We start from the raw sequence: 16,619 nt of genomic DNA on the forward strand, positions 1-16,619 counted from the left end.
ATTGGGTTCGAGGCTGTCTACCATTGGCCGCATGCCGGTCCCAGCTCCCAGTCCCGACGCACGCGCCGTTGTCACCGGAGCTTCGCAAAACATCGGCGCGGCGCTGGCCACCGAACTCGCCGCCCGCGGGCACAACCTGATCGTCACCGCGCGACGTGAGGACCTGCTCAACGCCCTCGCTGCCCGGCTGACCGACAAGTACGGCGTGGTCGTCGAAGTGCGCCCCGCCGACCTGGCCGACCCGACGGAACGGGCGAAACTGTGCGACGAGCTCGCCGCCCGTCCCATCTCGATCCTGTGCGCCAACGCGGGAACGGCGACGTTCGGTCCGGTCGCGGGCCTCGACCCGGCGGGCGAAAAGGCCCAGGTGCAGCTGAATGCCATTGCCGTGCATGACCTTACGTTGGCGGTGCTGCCGGGCATGGTCGAGCGCAAGGCTGGCGGCATCCTGATCTCCGGCTCGGCGGCGGGCAATTCGCCGATCCCTTACAACGCCACCTACGCGGCCACCAAGGCGTTCGCCAACACGTTCAGCGAATCGTTACGCGGCGAACTGCGCGGCTCGGGTGTGCACGTCACGCTGTTGGCGCCGGGACCGGTGCGCACCGACCTGCCCGACGAGGCCGAACGGTCCCTGGTCGAAAAGCTGGTGCCCGATTTCCTGTGGATCTCGACGGAGCACACCGCCCAGATCTCACTGGATGCGTTGGAGCGCAACAAGATGCGCGTCGTCCCGGGCCTGACGTCCAAGGCGATGTCGGTGGCCAGCGGGTACGCCCCGCGCGCGATCGTGGCGCCGATCGTTGGCAGCTTCTACAAGAAGCTCGGCGGCGGGTAGGCGTTACTTCCGACGGCCCCGGCCGGTGCCGAAGATCGCTTTCACCGCTTCGCGTATCGCCGTGTTGATGCCGCTTTTCACCGTCGGATTCTCCAGCACTTCCTCCCACATGGCCGGGCCCTTCGGTTCGAAGGGCGCCGGCATCGGCGGGATCCCGGAATCCGTTGGCACCGGCGGATAGCCGGGCTCGGCGGGTCGCCCCGCCGGTGGTGCCCGGCGGGCCGGGGGCGGTTCCGGCGCCGGTTGTTCCACCGTCTGCCCGTACTTCGCCTGCAGCGGACTGGCTTTCGCCGCGGCAGAGATCGCGTCGGTCCCGATCGAGGCCATCAGCGACCGGGGCACCCGCATGCGGGTCCACGCGACGGGTGTCGGCGCGCCCTTCTCGGACAGGACGGTGACGACGGCCTCGCCGATCCCCAGCGAGGTCAGCGCCGACTCCAGGTCGTACACATCGGTTTTCGGGTAGGTGCGCACGGTCTTGGACAGCGCCGCCTGGTCGTCGGGGGTGAACGCCCGCAACGCGTGCTGGACCCGCGCCCCCAATTGGGACAGCACGTCGTTCGGTATGTCCGTGGGCAGCTGGGTGCAGAAGAAGACCCCGACACCCTTGGAGCGGATCAGCTTGACGGTTTGTTCGACCTGTTCGAGGAAGGCCTTGGACGCGTCGGCGAACAACAGGTGTGCCTCGTCGAAAAAGAACACCAGCTTGGGCCTGTCGACGTCACCGACCTCGGGCAGTTTGGCGTACAGGTCGGCGAGCAGCCACATCAGGAAGGTGGAGAAGATAACGGGACGCACGGATTGACCGCTGAACTCGAGCAGCGAGATGATGCCGTGCCCGTCCTCCACCCGCAAGAGGTCCTGGGGGTCGAGCTTCGGCTCGCCGAAGAACGTGTCACCGCCCTCGCCGGCGAGATTCACCAGCGCGCGCAGGATGACCCCCGCTGTCGTCGACGACACTCCGCCCAGGTCCTTCAGATCGGCCTTGCCCTCGTCGCTCGCCAAATGGCTGATCACGCCGCGCAAGTCGGCCAGGGTGGTCAGCGGGCGCCCGGCCTGCTGGGCCCAATGGAAGATCAGCCCCAGCGTTGATTCCTGAGTGGCGTTGAGCCCCAACACCTTCGACAGCAGAACCGGGCCGAAGCTGGCCACGGTCGCGCGCACCGGCACACCCACTCCCCCGGTGCCCAGCGAGAAGAACTCCACCGGGAACCCCGTCGGCTGCCAGTTGTCGCCCGTGTCTTTCGCCCGCGCGGCGGTCTTGTCGGTGGGCTCCCCGGGCCGGGCCAGTCCGGAAAGGTCGCCCTTCACGTCGGCCATCAACACCGCAACGCCCGCGGCGCTGAGCTGTTCGGCGATCAGTTGCAGCGTCTTGGTTTTGCCGGTTCCCGTGGCGCCGGCCACCAAGCCGTGCCGGTTGATGGTCGCCAGCGGGATGCGGATTTGTGCGGTCGGGTCCGCCGCGCCGTCGACGACGACCGTGCCCAATTCCAGCGCCTGGCCTTCGACGGCATAGCCGTTCGCGATTCGCTGCGCGGGTGTGGCCGCTGATTCGGTGGTCATCGTGCTCGCCCCTCTTCCCAGTCGCACCGCTCACCCTACTTCTCCAGGCCTGGTGGGGGCAGGGCTCGCGCAGGGCCGACACCCGCATACGCTGAGCGCTGTGCGCGACGAATTGGTGTGGATCGACTGCGAGATGACCGGGCTCGACCTGGCCTCGGACAAGCTGATCGAGATCGCGGTGCTGGTCACCGACGCCGAGCTGAACGTCCTGGGCGATGGCGTCGACGTGGTGATCCACGCCGACGACGCCGCGCTGTCGTCGATGATCGACGTGGTCACCGAAATGCATTCGCGCTCGGGGCTCATCGACGAGGTGAGGGCGTCCACCGTCGACCTGGCGACCGCCGAGGCGATGGTGCTGGACTACATCACCACACACGTCAAGCAACCCAAGACGGCGCCGCTGGCGGGCAACTCGATCGCCACGGACCGCTCGTTCATCGCCCGCGACATGCCGAAGCTGGACTCCTACCTGCACTACCGGATGATCGACGTCAGCTCCATCAAGGAACTGTGCCGGCGCTGGTATCCGCGCATCTACTACGGTCAGCCCGCCAAGGGGCTCGCACACCGGGCGCTGGCCGACATCCACGAATCCATCCGCGAACTGCGGTACTACCGGCGTACCGCGTTCGTGCCCCCGCCCGGCCCGTCCACCAGCGAAATCGAGATGGTGGTCGCCGATCTTCAGGACGGAGAGAACGCCACTCGAACAATCGATTCGGACACCGAGGCACCCAACGGCTAGTATCGGTGGTCGCCGCTCGTTGGCCCAGGTATGGACGCCGGCTCGCGGCCATGGTGGCTGTAGTTCAGTTGGTAGAGCACCAGGTTGTGATCCTGGATGTCGCGGGTTCGAGCCCCGTCAGCCACCCCATATAGGCCGGAGGGCTTTTCGCCCTTCGGCCTTTTGTCTGGAGGGATGCCTAGGCGCTTCCCGGCGCCAGCGGCCGCTTCAGCGTGCAGACGATGCTCCACTCGAAATAGTGATCCCCGCCTTTGTCGTAGTCGCTGAAGTGGCGGGCGACCTGGACCCGTTGCACTGATGAGCCCACGATCTCCCAGCCCTGCTCGCCATAGGCCTTTGACTGGCGGGCCGCCTCTTCGATCACGGCGTCCAGGGACTCGTTCGTGTAATGCACGAAGGTGGTCTCCCAGCGCTGCGGGTACCAATTGCCGTCCGACGCCAGCCACCAACCGGGCCCGGGGGAAGGGGTGCTCATGGCCCGGCACCCTACAACGTTCAGGTCGCGGACGAATGAATGAAACGTGAAAGACGCATTGCCGAGCCGCCGTAAACCGGCGCCGGGCTAAGTGTTGGCGTTGCCGGCCTTCCACACCGGCCAGGGCACGTTCCAGTCGCCCAGCCCCTCGGTGCCCGGCAGCGTCGACCCCACGGTGTGGACTACCTCGACGATGTCGCCGCTCTTGCTGTGGTCGTAGAACCACTCGGCGTTGCTCGGGCTCACGTTCAGACACCCGTGGCTGGTGTTCGAGTGGCCCTGCGCGCCGACCGACCACGGCGCCGAATGCACGAACACGCCGCTGTACGAAATCTGCGTGGCCCACTCGACATCGGTGCGATATCCGTTGGGCGAGTTGACCGGCACCCCGTAGGTCGAGGAGTCCATGATGATGTGCTTGTACCGGCCGCCGACGATGTAGAAGCCGTTCGCCGTGGGGGTGCTGTCCTTGCCCATCGAAGTCGGCATCGTCTTGACGACTTCACCGTTGACACGCACGGTGACCATTTTGGTGCTGTCGTCCGCGGTCGAGATGACCTCGTCGCCGATGGTGAAGTGCGTCTTGACGTTGTCCTCGCCGAACATCCCGTCGCCCAGATCGGCTCCGTAGGTGTTGACCGCCACATCCACGGCCGTGCCGGGCTTCCAGAAATGCTCTGGGCGCCAACGGACTTCGCGGTTGTTCAGCCAGTAGAACGCGCCCTCGACGGGAGGGTTGGTGGTGATGACGATCGCCTTCTGCGCCGCGGCGCGGTTGGCGATGTTCTCGTCGAAGCGGATCGCCACCGGCTCACCGATGCCGACCACCTCGCCGTCGCCGGGGGCGACGTAGGGCATCGTCAGGTGGGCCGGCGAACTCGTCTGGAAGGTCATCTGCCGGGTCGCGGCCCCGCCGAGTCCGAGCGCCTTCACGTTCAGTGTGTAGCGCCGGTTGTAGCCCAGCTGGTCGGAAGTCGACCAGCGCAGCCCGTCGGGGCTCAGTTGACCGTTGACCGTCTTGCCGTTCTCGTTGACCATCGTGACCGACCCGATGACACCGTCGGCAACGCTGACCGTCACCGGCGCGTCCACCGTGACCCCGACGGCGCCGTCGGTCACCGAGGTGGTGAGCTTGGGGACCAGCAGGTCGGCGAACGGCGTGCCCTTGTCGAAGATGACCTTCGCCGGCGCGGCGGTGGGGCTGCTGCTGCAGGCAGCGGCGACGACAGCAAACACGATCATGGCGGCAACCAGCCACGACCGACGTCTGCGCAAAGGCGTCATCGAGCGACCTTCCAATTCGATCGGCATATTCGGTCACCGCTGACCAGAGTGGAAGCATTGTAAAGGGTTTTTTGCCGCCCACAACGCGTCATCCGAACGATTCGCCGTCCGGTATCTACGCCGATTGGCCAACCGGGTCTGGGTGCCGCGCCTCGACCCCGTCGCGGGTGGTGACGGCCTCGACGCGCGCGAGTTTGACGATCGCCACCGTCGCCACCAGCCCGGCCGTCGCCAGAGCCATCAAACCGGCGCGCCCGGTGTTCAGCGTCTCGCCAAGAACGACGACGCCCAGCACCGCCGCCACGACCGGCTGCGACATCTGCAGGGTCGGCATCGAGGCGGTCAAGGGCCCGGCCCGAAACGCCGCCTGACTCCAGACCAGGCCGCCAGTCGCGGCAAGGACGCACGCATACAACTCGGGGGTTCGAACCACCGCCCAGCCGCCGTCGCCGAGCCGGGCGACGACCTCCTTGGTCAGCACCCCGAAGACGCCCCACAACGACCCCGACACGAAGGCGAACAGCGCGGCGGCCGGGGCGCCACCCTGGATCCGGCCGGCCACGACACACGCCACCAGCAGCGGCGCAAGTACGGCGGCCACGGCTGCCCAGGTTCCCAGCGAGGCACTCGCGCGACCGACCTGCGGATTGCCGACGACCACGATCACGACCACTGCGGCGGTCAGCAAGCCGCCCCAGATCCACTCGCGGCCGGTGACCCTGCGGTGCCACGCCCTGGCATTGATGGGCAGCGCGAACAACAGCGAAAGCATGAGCAGCGCCTGCACCAGCAGCACCGAACCCTTGCCCAGGGCGGCCGCCTGCAACGCGATGCTCGCGACGAGCAACAGCGCGCCCCACCACCACCGCCGGTTGCGCAGCAGGGTGGCGACCAATTCGACGTGCCCGATCGATCTGTCATCGATGCAGTGCGCCGCTCGCTGCTGCAGCACGTCGCCGGCGGCGATGCACAGCGCGGCGGTCAGTGCGAGGCTGGCGGCGCTAACCATGTTCCGTCGCGGCCGCCGTCGGCGACCTCCTGACCAAGGGCTGCCGTCGCGGGGCGGCGACGGCAAGCCGCGTGATTTCTTGCAACATTGGGTATCGCTATACCCAAATGACCCCTGCTGACCCGCCCCTGCAGCGCCGAGCTCGCGTCGAGTGACGTTTGACGGTCCGGCGCCCGGGTATCGGACGAGAGCGGGCCCCCGGTACTGGATACGGCGTGTACAGCGCCGATTGCGCTGGGCTAGAAGCGGATTGGACGAACGATGAACACGACCGACGACGGCATCACAATCAGGCACCCGACCGAAAATGAGTGGCAGGCCGTCTACGAGAATCAGGCTCGCACTTTCGGGGATCCGGTGGACCCGCGCGCCGTGGAAGCCTGGAAACGCCGCGTCGAACTCGAGGACATCCTGGTGGCCGAGGACGTCTCCGATCCGCAGCACCCAGCCCTGGTAGGGACGTCGATCATCTATCGCGCCCGGCTCACCGTGCCCGGTGGCGGCAGCCTGCGAGCCGCGTGGCTGACCATGATCGCGGTCGCCTCAACGCACCAGGGAACCGGAATATGGGCGCAGCTCAGCGCGCAGGGGCTGGGAAAACTTCTCGAGCGCGGTTACCCGATCGTGTGCGGTGTTCCCACCCAGACCGCGATGTACGACGGTTTTGGCGCCGGCGTGGCGAGCTACAGCCACTCCTACTCCATCGATCGCCGCTTCGCGAAGCTGCGCAACGCGCCGGACGGGACCCGGGCACGGGAGGTCAACGCCGCCGAGGCGAAGGACCTGTTGCCCGAAATCTACGAACGGTGGTGCGCCGCAACGAATGGGGCGATGGAGCGCGACAGCGCGTGGTGGGCCGACTTCTTGGAGGACCGGCCCACCCAGCGGGGCAACGGATCCGCGCTCAACTACACAGTCCATCCGGACGGATTTCTGGCGTATCGCGTCGTCGGCGCGGGGAAACATGCCTTTCGGCCGCCGTTCGGCTCCGTGCTCGTCGAGGACTTCTGCCCGATCACCGACGAAGCCCACACCGAGCTGCTGCAGACGTTGTTGGCGTTGGAGATGTTCGACAACATCGAGATCGACGTGCCGGTCGACGATCCGCTCCAGCTGAAACTGCGCGACCAGCGCACCGCGCAGACCACCGGGATGAGCGATTTCCTGTGGGTGCGCATCAACGACGTGCCCGAGGTGCTTGGTGCCCGCGTGTACTCCGCCGACGCCGACGTGGTGCTGGAAGTCACAGACCCGCTCAACCTCGCCGGAGGACGATTCCTGCTGCAGACGCGCGATGGAACCGGCAAATGCGCGCCGCACCCACCTCATCAAGGGCCGGCGGACGTCGAGATCGGCCTGGCCGAATTGTCGACCATCTTCATGGGGGCGCATCGCGCCTCCGAACTGGTGCGAGCGGACCGCGTAACCGAAGTGCGTCCGGGTGCCATCCGCGAACTGGATGCCGCTTTTCACACCGAGCGGGCGCCCTATTGCGGAACGCTTTTTTGACAGCCCTTGCCCGGCAGGACCTTTCCGGTGCCAGCCTGGAAAGGGGACGGCCGCCCGGCGCGGAGACAGGTATCCTGGCGGACATCGGGATTTCGCTTCGCGGCAGGACGCCTGTTATTGTCGCGTACGCGGTCTCGGCCGTACACGGCGCCGTTAGCTCAGTTGGTAGAGCAGCTGACTCTTAATCAGCGGGTCCGGGGTTCGAAACCCTGACGGCGCACTTTGACTGGACGCGTCTGACGGCGCCTCAACCTGCAACCGGCGCGCTGTCCCGGGCGCTGCTCTCCACATCCGCGTGCCGCGGCTGGTACAGCAGCGCACGAACCAGCGGGCGCGGCCCGACGGACCGGAGCATCTGGCTGGCCGGGCGGACCCGCACCCGCTTCGGCCACCAGAACCAACGGCCCATCACCGTCATGATCGACGGCGTGATGAGCGATCGCACGACGAAGGTGTCGAACATCAGGCCGAGCCCGATCGTCGTGCCGAACTGGCCGATCGCCCGCAGATCACTCGTGATCATCGTGGCCATGGTGACGGCAAACACGAGACCAGCGGCGGTCACCACCGGGCCGGTGAGCCCCATGCCGCGGATGAGACCCGTTTTCAGGCCCGCCCCGATCTCCTCCTCGATTCGCGACACCAGCATCAGGTTGTAATCCGACCCCACCGCCAAGAGCACGATCAACGCGAATTCGGTTGCCACCCAGTGCAGCTGAAAGTTGAGCAGGTGCTGCCAGATCAGTGTAGAGAACCCGAAGGCGGCTCCCAGCGACATCACAATCGTGCCGACGATGACGCCCGCAGCGACCAATGCGCGGGTGACGATCACCATGATGATGAAGATCAGGACGATCGAGGCCACCCCGGCGATCATCAGGTCGTATTTGGCGCCGTTGGCGATGTCGTAAAACGTTGCGGCCGTGCCGCCGAGGTAGATGTCGGCGTTCTGCAGCGAGGTGAGTTTGATCGCCTCCTTGGCCGCTTGGCGCTCCTTGTCGACCGACGAGATGCCTTCCGTCGTCGCCGGATCCACGGAGTGGGTGATGATGAAGCGAGCGGCTTTGCCGTCCGGCGACACCATCAACCGCAACCCCAACTGGAAGTCGGGGTTGTCGAAGATCTCGGGTGGCAGGTAGAACAGGCTCTCCACCTGAGAGTTGTTGAAGGACTTGCCCATCACGGCGCTCGTGTCGGTCAGCTTGTCGAACTGATCGATCAGGCTGTCGAACGAGCTGTAAATGGTTAGCGTCGTATCCCGGATCGCCTTCGAGACGGCGATGTTCTCGGGAATGATCGCCAGCAGTTCGCGCGTCGCAGTGGCCGTGTTGGTGAGATCGCCGGTGAGGGCGTGGAACTTTTCGGCGAGCTGATCGAATCCGTCCAGGGCGTCGAACAGGCTTCGCAGCGACCAGCAGATCGGGATGTCGAAGCAGTGCTTCTCCCAATAGAAGTAACTGCGAATCGGTCGCCAGAAATCGTCGAAATCCGCTATGTGGTCCCGGATTTCGTCGGTGATGGCCGCTGTCTCAGCAGTGGTTTTCGAGCTGTCCTCCGCGGCGTTGGCGAGCTTCTGGGTCACCGCGTACTGGCGCTCCAAGAGGGCGATCTGAGTGTCGAGAAAACCGGTGATCTTTTTGATGTCGCCGGTCCGGTCCTTCAGGTAGCTGAGATTGTCCCGGATCGGGGCGCTCTGCACACTGAGCTGGAACGGGACGGATCCGTCTTGAATCGGCGGGCCCAGCGGCCTGGTGATGCTCTGCACCCGTTCGATTCCTGGCACATGAAAGATGGCTCCGGCGATCTTGTCGAGCACCAGCATGTCGGTCGGATTGCGCAGATCGTGGTCCGATTCGATCATGAGCAGGTCCGGATTCAACCGGGCCTGGGTGAAGTGCTGATCCGCCGCGTCGTACGCGCGGATCGAGGAAGCGCTGTGTGGCAGGTAGTACAGGTCGTTGTAGCGGGGGTTGAAGCCCGCCAAGCCGATGGCGCCGACGATCGCCAGGATGACCGAAGTAGCCAGAATGGGCGCCGGCCAACGCACGATGGCCGTCGCCAGACGGCGCCACCGGGTGTAGTTGAACTTTCGCTTCGGGTCGAAAAGACCGAAGCGGCTTGCGACCACGATCAGCGCGGGCGTCAGGGTCACCCCCGCGGCCACCACCACCAGCAGACCGATTGCGCACGGGAACGCCAACGAACTGAAGTACGGCAGCCGAGTGAATTTCAGGCAGGCAAGCGCCCCGACGATCGTCAGACCCGAGCCCAGCACCACCTTGGTGACCCCGGCGAAGGTGTCGTAGTAGGCGGCTTCGCGGTCCAGGCCACGTTCCCGGGCCTCCTGGTAGCGGCCGACCATGAATATCGCGTAGTCGGTGCCGGCCGCGATGGCCAGTGCCGTCAGCAGGTTGACGGCAAAGGTCGACAGCCCCATGATGCCGGTGTCGCCCAGCAGCGCCACCACGCCTCGCCCGGTGGCGAGTCCGACGAACAGGATCACCATCGTCAGCAGCACAGTGCCGATGGACCGATAGACGAACATCAGCATGATCGCGATGATGATGACGGTGATGATCGTCATCTTGAACAGGCTTGCGTTACCCACGACGATCGTGTCGTCGGTCAGGGCCCCCTGACCCGCGACATAGGCTTTCACCCCCGCCGGCGGCTTCGAGTCCGCGACGATCTTGCGAACCGCGTCAACCGACTTGTCGCCGACGGCGCCGCCTTGGTCACCGCGCAGGTTGACCTGGACGTAGGCGGCCTTGTGGTCGTAGCTTTCGACACCCGAGGCCGTGAATCGCTGCCCCCAGAAATTCAGCGCATGCTCGACGTGCTCGGTGTCCTGCTGCAGCTTCTTGACCAGATCGTCGTAATACCGGTGAGCGTCCTCGCCCAGCGGCTTGTCACCGACCAGGGTCACCAGGACGAGGTTGTCGGAGTCGTACTCCTTGAATTTCTCCCCGATGTGCTTCATCCCCGTCACCGACGGCGCATCAGATGGCGACAGCGGCACCGAGACCTCCTCGGCGACCTTTTCCAACTGGGGGACAAAGACGTTGACGCCAACGGCGATCAGCAGCCAGACCACCACGATCGGCAGCGCCAGGATCCGGATGGTGCGGGCCAGCCGCGGCTTGTGCTCGACCTCGGCACGTTGCGCGACCGGGATCTCGTCCGTGTCGGCGGTGTCGGTCATGCGGATTTGTCCAAGCAGGAGACCTGCGCATCACGCGTGTTGACCTGTTGTTGATCGACCAATTTGCCGTCGACGGTGATCCGGCACCCGATCGAGGGGCTGTCACCTTGAGCGACAACGTAGGCGAAGATGCCGGGCATCTCGGCGACTATCGTCTGCGACCACGGCAACGTGGTGAAGTTGGCCTTCTGCGGCAGTGAGTCCGCATCCATCCAGTTGACGACGCCGGTCGTCCCGGGCGGTCCAAAGATTTCATAGATGGCCGTCTTGGCCGCGTACGGCGGGGTCGCATCCCGGGGATCGGGCTTGGGGATGCCGGGCCCCGGGAAGACGCCGTTGAGCCGGCCCACCGCCACGCCGCCGATGATCAGTGCCACCACGACCACCAGCGGAACCCATGCCCGCTTGAGAAGCGTCAACACCGTCCCCCCGATTAGGAATGTGCGACGGACTCAGGCTAAGGCACCTGGTGTCGTCGCGCGCGTCGTCGCTAGCCAACGCGTTGACTGCCGAGTTAATTCCGATCGGGGTGCGCGGTCGCCTCGGGGCCGCGCCGTACGCCTCAGGTTGCTGGGCCACGTGACGCCAGGGGAGGCATGAAAGCGTCTGAATTTGTTTCAGAAACTTTGCAAGACACCGATTGTTGTCACGGTGTGAAAACCATCACAGATTAACGGCGATGGCGAGTACGCTGATCGACATGGCTACCAAGGTCAAGGTCAGGACCTGCGTACATTGCGGCCATACGTTCGATCCGAACGATCGACGGCATGACCTGTCCGATCCGGATTGGCTTCCGGCCGCCTCAGTTTATTGTTCGCATGAATGCAGTGACCGCTTCCATTGCGATATGGGACATTGCTGCTCGACCCGCGTGAAAGAGAAGGCTCGGCGCAAAGCCACCTAGGCCGCACGATAATCCGCGCTCCGCAAGATCAACGAACTCGGTTCGCGCACGCGCACCAAACTCATATGTCCCCGCGATAGCGGCCCGTGCAGGTAGTTTCTTGTGCGTCGAAGGAGCTGCACATGGGGTTCATCCGTCCCAACCTGCCCGTCGTCGACGTGATCGAGTGGAGCAAACGGCCGCGCGCCCAGCGGATCGTGCCGATGACGCGCCACATCGCCGAGAACGGGTTCGGCACCCCGTTGGTGATGCACCTGATGTACGGCGTCAAGATCGCGCTGTACGTCCTCGGCGGCTGGCTGTTCGCGTGGTCGACGAAGGGCATCGGCGGCTTCACCGAAGTGGGCGCGTGGTGGTCGGAGCCGATCGTTTTCCAGAAGGCCGTCCTCTACACCATGCTGTTCGAGGTCGTCGGCCTCGGTTGCTGCTTCGGGCCGCTGGCCGGACGCTACTTCCCGCCGATGGGCTCGATCCTGTACTGGCTGCGGCCCGGCACCATCCGCTTGCCGCCCTGGCCCGACCGGGTTCCGCTGACCAAAGGCAACGACCGGACCCCGTTCGACGTGTTGCTCTACGGCGCGCTGCTGGCGTTGCTCGTGATCGCGCTCGGCTCGGACGGCACCGGCCCAATTCCCGTGCTGGACACCGTGATCGGCGTGCTGCCGCGGTGGCAGACCGTCGCCATCCTTGCGGTCCTGGCCGCGATCAGCCTGCGCGACAAGGTGATCTTCCTGGCCGCCCGCGGCGAGGTGTACGGGCCGCTGGCGCTGGTGTTCCTATTCTCCGGGACCGACCTCATTGTCGGCGCCAAGGTGGTCTTCATGGTGATCTGGCTGGGCGCCGCCACCTCCAAGCTGACCCGGCACTTCCCGTTCGTCATCTCCACCATGCTGGCGAACAACCCGTTCATCCCCAGCGGAATTCTCAAGCGATCGCTGTTCAAGCACTATCCGGATGACTTGCGGCCCAGCGCATTGGCGGGCGTCATCGCCCACTTCTCGACCGCGGTGGAGGGGCTGGTGCCGCTGGTGCTTTTCTTCTGCCACGGCGGCTGGCCGACGGCGATCGCCGCGTTCGTGATGATCGTGTTTCACCTCAACATCCTGCTGGCCTTCCCGATGGGTGTGCCGCTGGAGTGGAACGTGTTCATGATCTTCGGGGTGTTGTCGCTGTTCGTTGCGCATGCGCAGCTGGGGCTGTCCAGCCTCACCAATCCATGGCCGGTGGCCATCCTGTTCGCGGTGCTTGCCGGCACCGTCGTCGTCGGAAACCTGTACCCGCGCAAGGTTTCCTTCCTGCCGGGCATGCGGTACTACGCCGGCAACTGGGACACCACGCTGTGGTGCGTCAAGCCCTCCGTCGACGACAAATTCCGCACCGGATCCCGCGCGCTCGGGCCAATGCAGCACCTGCAACTCGAGCGCCTCTACGGGTCCAAAGAGGAAACCCTGGTCCCGCTTCACCTCGCGATGGCGTTCCGCGGGATGAACACCCACGGGCGCGCGCTGTTCACGCTCGTACACCGCGCGCTGGCCGGCTACGACGAGGACGACTACAACATCTGCGAGGGCGAAGTCCTCTGCTCGATGGTGCTGGGATGGAACTTCGGCGACGGGCACATGCACAACGAGTGCCTCGTGGGTGCGCTACAGCAGCGGTGCGGCTTCGAGCCCGGCGAGGTGCGGGTGGTGATCCTCGACGCGCAGCCCATCCACCGCCAGAGGCAGGAGTACCGGCTCGTCGACGCGGCGACCGGCGAGTTCGAGCGCGGCTACATCGACGTCGACGACATGGTCACCACTCAGCCCTGGGCCGACGACCTTCCTGTGCACGTCGGAAGCGCGGCGGGCGAAAGGGCCCCAGAGGTCAGCGGTCCCTGACCCTGCGCACCACCACGATCACCACGACCGAGGAGATCCCCACCAGCGAGGCGATCACCACGGGCTTCTTGACGAATTCGACCGCGCGGGCCTTGAGGTCGTCGGCGAGACGGCGGGGGTTGGCGCGCTCGGCGAGTGAGTCGACGGTGGCCGCCAGCTGGTCGCGGGCGACGTCAATGTCCCGCTTGATCGCCTCGGGGTCCCGGTCCGCCACGTGTCTGTCCTCCAAGTCCGCCTAGTGCACCTGAGGCACTACCCTAGATCAGCCGGCGATAACCGCATCGCGCCGGTGAAGAGAGAGGACCCACGTTGACCGAGACCACGCGGCTCGCCCCCGGCGACAAGGCGCCCGCCTTCAGCCTGCCCGACGCCGACGGCAACAAGGTGTCGCTGGCGGACTACAAGGGCCGCCGCGTCGTCGTGTACTTCTACCCGGCCGCGTCCACACCGGGGTGCACCAAGCAGGCCTGCGCGTTCCGTGACAACCTGCGCGATCTCAACGACGCTGGCGTCGACGTCGTGGGCATCTCGCCCGACAAGCCGGAAAAGCTCGCCAAATTCCGGGATGCCGAGCAGCTGACGTTCCCGCTGCTGTCCGATCCCGATCGCAAGGTGCTGACGGCCTGGGGGGCTTACGGCGAGAAGAAGTTGTACGGCAAGACGGTCACGGGCGTGATTCGGTCGACCTTCGTGGTGGACGAGAAGGGCAAAATCGAGGCCGCGCAGTACAACGTCAAGGCCGCGAACACGGCCGGTTACATCACCAAGTTGCTGGACGCGTCCTGATCGATCGCTGACACAAGGATCTCGCAAGGGGCTCGCGGCACACTGACGGCACGGTTCTAGGAAAGGGACCCGCCATGAACTCTGACGACGACCCCGAGCGGTACATCCGCGACTTGGAGCGCGGCGTCGGCCAGACGCCGGGGGCCACGCCCCAGCCGTTCAACACAGACCCGATCTCACGACCCGGCGCGTGGAACCGTGGGGTGTTACCCGGGCAGAGCTTGCCGCGGTTTCGCGGCGTCGCGAGGCTTGCCAAAACCCCGCAAGGACGGGTGCTGCTGGGGATTGCGATCGTATCCGTGCTCGCGATCGGGTGCTACGTGGCGACTCACTACAACAAGGACACCGTGCACGGACACCTCATCATGATCAACGCCGGCACGACGGGCACGATCGACTGCAACAACGGAAACCTCGAGCTGGACGGGGGCAACAACACATACACCGTCACCGGCCACTGCCTGCGGCTCGACATCCGGGGTAGCGCAAACAAAGTCACCGTCGACAGCGCGGACACCATCGGCATCATCGGCGACGACAACGCGGTGATCTACCACTCCGGCGCACCGACAATCAACAGGACGGGAAGCAACAACATCGTCTCGGAGCGTCTGAGCAACCGTTGAGAAGCTAGCCCAGGTTGGCCAGCAGCAGCGCCTCGGCGATCGCCGCGCGTTCCAGCACGCCCAGGTGCAGGCTCTCGTTGACGCTATGCGCTTGCGTGCCCGGGTCTTCGACGCCGGTGACGAGGATCTTCGCCTGTGGGAACGCGGCGGCGAACTCGGCGATGAACGGGATCGAGCCGCCCATGCCCATGTCGATCGGCTCGGCGCCCCAGGCCTGTCGAAAGGCCGCTCGGGCGGCGTCGTAAACCGGGCCGCTAGCGTCGATGGCGTAGGGCTCGCCTTTGTCGCCGCGCGTGACGCTGACCCGCGCCCCCCACGGGGCGTGCCGCTGCAGGTGCGAGGTCAACGCGGCCAGGTGCGCCTCGGCGTCACCGCCGGGCGCTATCCGCATGCTGATCTTGGCCCGGGCCCGCGGGATGAGCGTATTCGACGCTGCCGCAACGGGAGTCGTGTCGATGCCGATCACCGTGATCGCCGGTTTGGCCCAGAGGCGCTGGGGCACTGAACCCGAACCGATCTCCGACACCCCCTCCAGCACGCCGGAATCGGCGCGGACCCGTTCGGGCGGGTAGTCGGGGTAATTCAGTGAGCTGATGTCGGTTTCGTGCAGGCCGGCCACGGCGACGTTGCCGTCGTCGTCGTGCAAACTGGCCAGCAGCCGCACCAGGGCGCTGAGCGCATCGGGAACCACACCGCCCCACAGGCCCGAGTGCAACCCGTGGTCGAGCGTGGCAACCTCGACCACGCAGTCGACCAGCCCGCGCAGCGAAACCGTGAGCGCCGGGGTGTCGGTGCTCCAGTTGTCCGAGTCCGCGATGACGATCACGTCGGCGGCCAGCGCGTCGCGGTGGGCGGCGAGCAAGCGGCCCAGCGACGGCGAGCCGGATTCCTCCTCGCCCTCGACGAAGACCGTCACGCCGACCGGCGGCCGGCCCCCATGCGCCCGAAACGCCGCCAAATGCGTTGCGACACCGGCCTTGTCGTCGGCGCTGCCGCGGGCGTACAGCCGCCCATCGCGTTCGGTGGGCTCGAACGGCGGCGACGCCCACTGGCTGTGGTCGCCTTCGGGCTGCACGTCGTGGTGGGCATAAAGCAATACGGTGGGCGCGCCGGGCGGCGCCGGATGCCGCGCGATGACGGCCGGTGCCCCGCCCTCGCTGACGATCCGCACGTCGCCAAAACCGGCCTGCGACAACAGGTCCGCCACCGCCCGCGAGCTGCGGTGCACCTCGTCGCGCCGGGCGGGGTCGGCCCACACCGATTCGATGCGCACCAGGTCCTCGAGATCGCGGCGCACCGACGGCAACACCTCGCGGACGCGCTCCTCTATCTCGCGAGCAGACGCAGAATCGCGTAGATCGGCCGGAATTCGTGCGATTTTGTGTCTGCTCGCGCTCAAGGAGTCTCCAAGATCGCGACCGCGGCGGCGGTGTCCCCCTCGTGCGTCAGCGACACGTGGATCGTCACATCGGCCAGGTGCTTGGCGATGTCCCCGGTCAGCCGGACGCGGGGCCGGCCCCACATGTCGGTGACCACCTCGATGTCGCGGTGGATGTCCTCCGGCAACACGGGCCGCTGCGCGAACCGCGACACCGACCAGGCCTTGATCACCGCTTCCTTCGCCGCCCAACGGGCCGCCAGGTGACGCGCCGCCGACGAGCTCTTGTCCGAGGCGTCGCGCCGCTCACCCGGGGTGAACGTCTCGGAGAACGCCGTTCCCGGTTGGTCGACTTGCTCGGCGAAATCAGGGATGGAGACGAGATCGATCCCCACACCGACAATGCCCATGGCT

16 protein-coding genes and 2 tRNA genes are annotated in these 16,619 nt (G+C 66.0%); 9 read left to right on the forward strand and 9 right to left on the reverse strand.

Annotated elements, in window-relative coordinates:
• Positions 1 to 31 precede the first annotated feature (31 nt).
• Positions 32 to 838, forward strand: coding sequence for a mycolate reductase (gene cmrA / locus AC5Y5E_RS19300; protein WP_499904307.1), 807 nt, complete (start codon positions 32 to 34; stop codon positions 836 to 838).
• 3 nt (positions 839 to 841) lie between these two features.
• Here cmrA and AC5Y5E_RS19305 read toward each other — a convergent pair whose 3' ends face one another.
• A complete protein-coding gene (locus tag AC5Y5E_RS19305; RefSeq protein ID WP_499904308.1) occupies positions 842 to 2,401 on the reverse strand; it encodes a helicase HerA-like domain-containing protein in 1,560 nt (519 codons plus the stop codon).
• A gap of 100 nt (positions 2,402 to 2,501) precedes the next feature.
• Here AC5Y5E_RS19305 and orn point away from each other — a divergent pair, with 100 nt between their 5' ends.
• Entirely contained in the window at positions 2,502 to 3,149 is a 648-nt protein-coding gene (orn, locus tag AC5Y5E_RS19310; protein WP_499904309.1) for an oligoribonuclease, read from the forward strand.
• A gap of 53 nt (positions 3,150 to 3,202) precedes the next feature.
• A tRNA-His gene (locus AC5Y5E_RS19315) sits at positions 3,203 to 3,278 on the forward strand.
• Between the two features lie 49 nt (positions 3,279 to 3,327).
• Here the strand turns inward: AC5Y5E_RS19315 and AC5Y5E_RS19320 are convergent.
• The 3 genes from AC5Y5E_RS19320 to AC5Y5E_RS19330 form a co-directional block, all read right to left on the reverse strand.
• Positions 3,328 to 3,624 carry a hypothetical protein gene (locus AC5Y5E_RS19320; RefSeq protein WP_499904310.1) on the reverse strand — a complete coding sequence of 99 codons (297 nt, stop codon included), beginning with the start codon at positions 3,622 to 3,624 and terminating at the stop codon, positions 3,328 to 3,330.
• 87 nt (positions 3,625 to 3,711) lie between these two features.
• Positions 3,712 to 4,935, reverse strand: a complete 1,224-nt coding sequence (locus tag AC5Y5E_RS19325; protein WP_499904311.1) for a L,D-transpeptidase — start codon at positions 4,933 to 4,935, stop codon at positions 3,712 to 3,714.
• 88 nt (positions 4,936 to 5,023) lie between these two features.
• A complete protein-coding gene (locus AC5Y5E_RS19330; protein ID WP_499904312.1) occupies positions 5,024 to 5,917 on the reverse strand; it encodes a DMT family transporter in 894 nt (297 codons plus the stop codon).
• Positions 5,918 to 6,178: 261 nt separating this feature from the next.
• Between AC5Y5E_RS19330 and AC5Y5E_RS19335 the strand changes: the two genes are divergently transcribed.
• Together AC5Y5E_RS19335 and AC5Y5E_RS19340 are read left to right on the forward strand one after the other, a co-directional pair.
• A complete protein-coding gene (locus AC5Y5E_RS19335) occupies positions 6,179 to 7,426 on the forward strand; it encodes a GNAT family N-acetyltransferase (RefSeq protein WP_499904313.1) in 1,248 nt (415 codons plus the stop codon).
• A 147-nt stretch (positions 7,427 to 7,573) separates the two neighbouring features.
• Positions 7,574 to 7,646, forward strand: a tRNA-Lys gene (locus tag AC5Y5E_RS19340).
• Between the two features lie 27 nt (positions 7,647 to 7,673).
• Here the strand turns inward: AC5Y5E_RS19340 and AC5Y5E_RS19345 are convergent.
• On the reverse strand, positions 7,674 to 10,628 hold the full coding sequence (locus AC5Y5E_RS19345; RefSeq protein WP_499904314.1) for an MMPL/RND family transporter: 2,955 nt from the start codon (positions 10,626 to 10,628) through the stop codon (positions 7,674 to 7,676).
• The gene (locus AC5Y5E_RS19350; RefSeq protein ID WP_499904315.1) at positions 10,625 to 11,047 is read right to left on the reverse strand and encodes an MmpS family transport accessory protein; all 423 of its coding nucleotides are present in this window, start codon (positions 11,045 to 11,047) and stop codon (positions 10,625 to 10,627) included. The genes AC5Y5E_RS19345 and AC5Y5E_RS19350 overlap by 4 nt, the downstream gene beginning before the upstream one ends.
• A 281-nt stretch (positions 11,048 to 11,328) precedes the next feature.
• Here AC5Y5E_RS19350 and AC5Y5E_RS19355 point away from each other — a divergent pair, with 281 nt between their 5' ends.
• Complete coding sequence (locus AC5Y5E_RS19355; protein ID WP_499904316.1) at positions 11,329 to 11,535, forward strand: ferric uptake regulation protein; 207 nt, start codon at positions 11,329 to 11,331, stop codon at positions 11,533 to 11,535.
• 122 nt (positions 11,536 to 11,657) lie between these two features.
• A complete protein-coding gene (locus AC5Y5E_RS19360; RefSeq protein ID WP_499904317.1) occupies positions 11,658 to 13,415 on the forward strand; it encodes a DUF3556 domain-containing protein in 1,758 nt (585 codons plus the stop codon).
• On the opposite strand, the gene AC5Y5E_RS19365 is transcribed toward AC5Y5E_RS19360, so the two are convergent.
• Positions 13,402 to 13,629 carry a DUF3618 domain-containing protein gene (locus AC5Y5E_RS19365; RefSeq protein ID WP_066928475.1) on the reverse strand — a complete coding sequence of 76 codons (228 nt, stop codon included), beginning with the start codon at positions 13,627 to 13,629 and terminating at the stop codon, positions 13,402 to 13,404. The two genes, AC5Y5E_RS19360 and AC5Y5E_RS19365, sit on opposite strands and share 14 nt — an antisense overlap.
• 95 nt (positions 13,630 to 13,724) lie before the next feature.
• Between AC5Y5E_RS19365 and bcp the strand changes: the two genes are divergently transcribed.
• Both bcp and AC5Y5E_RS19375 read left to right on the forward strand, forming a co-directional pair.
• A complete protein-coding gene (gene bcp, locus AC5Y5E_RS19370) occupies positions 13,725 to 14,201 on the forward strand; it encodes a thioredoxin-dependent thiol peroxidase (RefSeq protein WP_499904318.1) in 477 nt (158 codons plus the stop codon).
• A 74-nt stretch (positions 14,202 to 14,275) separates the two neighbouring features.
• Positions 14,276 to 14,827, forward strand: a complete 552-nt coding sequence (locus AC5Y5E_RS19375) for a DUF3060 domain-containing protein (RefSeq protein ID WP_499904319.1) — start codon at positions 14,276 to 14,278, stop codon at positions 14,825 to 14,827.
• A gap of 4 nt (positions 14,828 to 14,831) precedes the next feature.
• On the opposite strand, the gene AC5Y5E_RS19380 is transcribed toward AC5Y5E_RS19375, so the two are convergent.
• Both AC5Y5E_RS19380 and acpS read right to left on the reverse strand, forming a co-directional pair.
• Positions 14,832 to 16,226, reverse strand: a complete 1,395-nt coding sequence (locus AC5Y5E_RS19380) for a dipeptidase (protein WP_499904320.1) — start codon at positions 16,224 to 16,226, stop codon at positions 14,832 to 14,834.
• Complete coding sequence (gene acpS, locus AC5Y5E_RS19385; protein ID WP_066928483.1) at positions 16,223 to 16,615, reverse strand: holo-ACP synthase AcpS; 393 nt, start codon at positions 16,613 to 16,615, stop codon at positions 16,223 to 16,225. Before acpS ends, AC5Y5E_RS19380 begins: the two co-directional genes overlap by 4 nt.
• Between the last annotated feature and the right edge of the window lie 4 nt (positions 16,616 to 16,619).

This window comes from Mycobacterium sp. NGS54 (assembly GCF_059812465.1).

Bases quoted from the DNA above. Each gene is read 5' to 3' on its own strand.
- acpS (WP_066928483.1), bottom strand. From the start codon at position 16,615: ATGGGCATTGTCGGTGTGGGGATCGATCTCGTCTCCATCCCTGATTTC.
- AC5Y5E_RS19335 (WP_499904313.1), top strand. From the start codon at position 6,179: ATGAACACGACCGACGACGGCATCACAATCAGGCACCCGACCGAAAAT.
- AC5Y5E_RS19325 (WP_499904311.1), bottom strand. From the start codon at position 4,935: ATGCCGATCGAATTGGAAGGTCGCTCGATGACGCCTTTGCGCAGACGT.
- AC5Y5E_RS19360 (WP_499904317.1), top strand. From the start codon at position 11,658: ATGGGGTTCATCCGTCCCAACCTGCCCGTCGTCGACGTGATCGAGTGG.
- cmrA (WP_499904307.1), top strand. From the start codon at position 32: ATGCCGGTCCCAGCTCCCAGTCCCGACGCACGCGCCGTTGTCACCGGA.
- AC5Y5E_RS19345 (WP_499904314.1), bottom strand. From the start codon at position 10,628: ATGACCGACACCGCCGACACGGACGAGATCCCGGTCGCGCAACGTGCC.
- AC5Y5E_RS19305 (WP_499904308.1), bottom strand. From the start codon at position 2,401: ATGACCACCGAATCAGCGGCCACACCCGCGCAGCGAATCGCGAACGGC.
- AC5Y5E_RS19330 (WP_499904312.1), bottom strand. From the start codon at position 5,917: ATGGTTAGCGCCGCCAGCCTCGCACTGACCGCCGCGCTGTGCATCGCC.
- AC5Y5E_RS19320 (WP_499904310.1), bottom strand. From the start codon at position 3,624: ATGAGCACCCCTTCCCCCGGGCCCGGTTGGTGGCTGGCGTCGGACGGC.
- AC5Y5E_RS19355 (WP_499904316.1), top strand. From the start codon at position 11,329: ATGGCTACCAAGGTCAAGGTCAGGACCTGCGTACATTGCGGCCATACG.
- AC5Y5E_RS19375 (WP_499904319.1), top strand. From the start codon at position 14,276: ATGAACTCTGACGACGACCCCGAGCGGTACATCCGCGACTTGGAGCGC.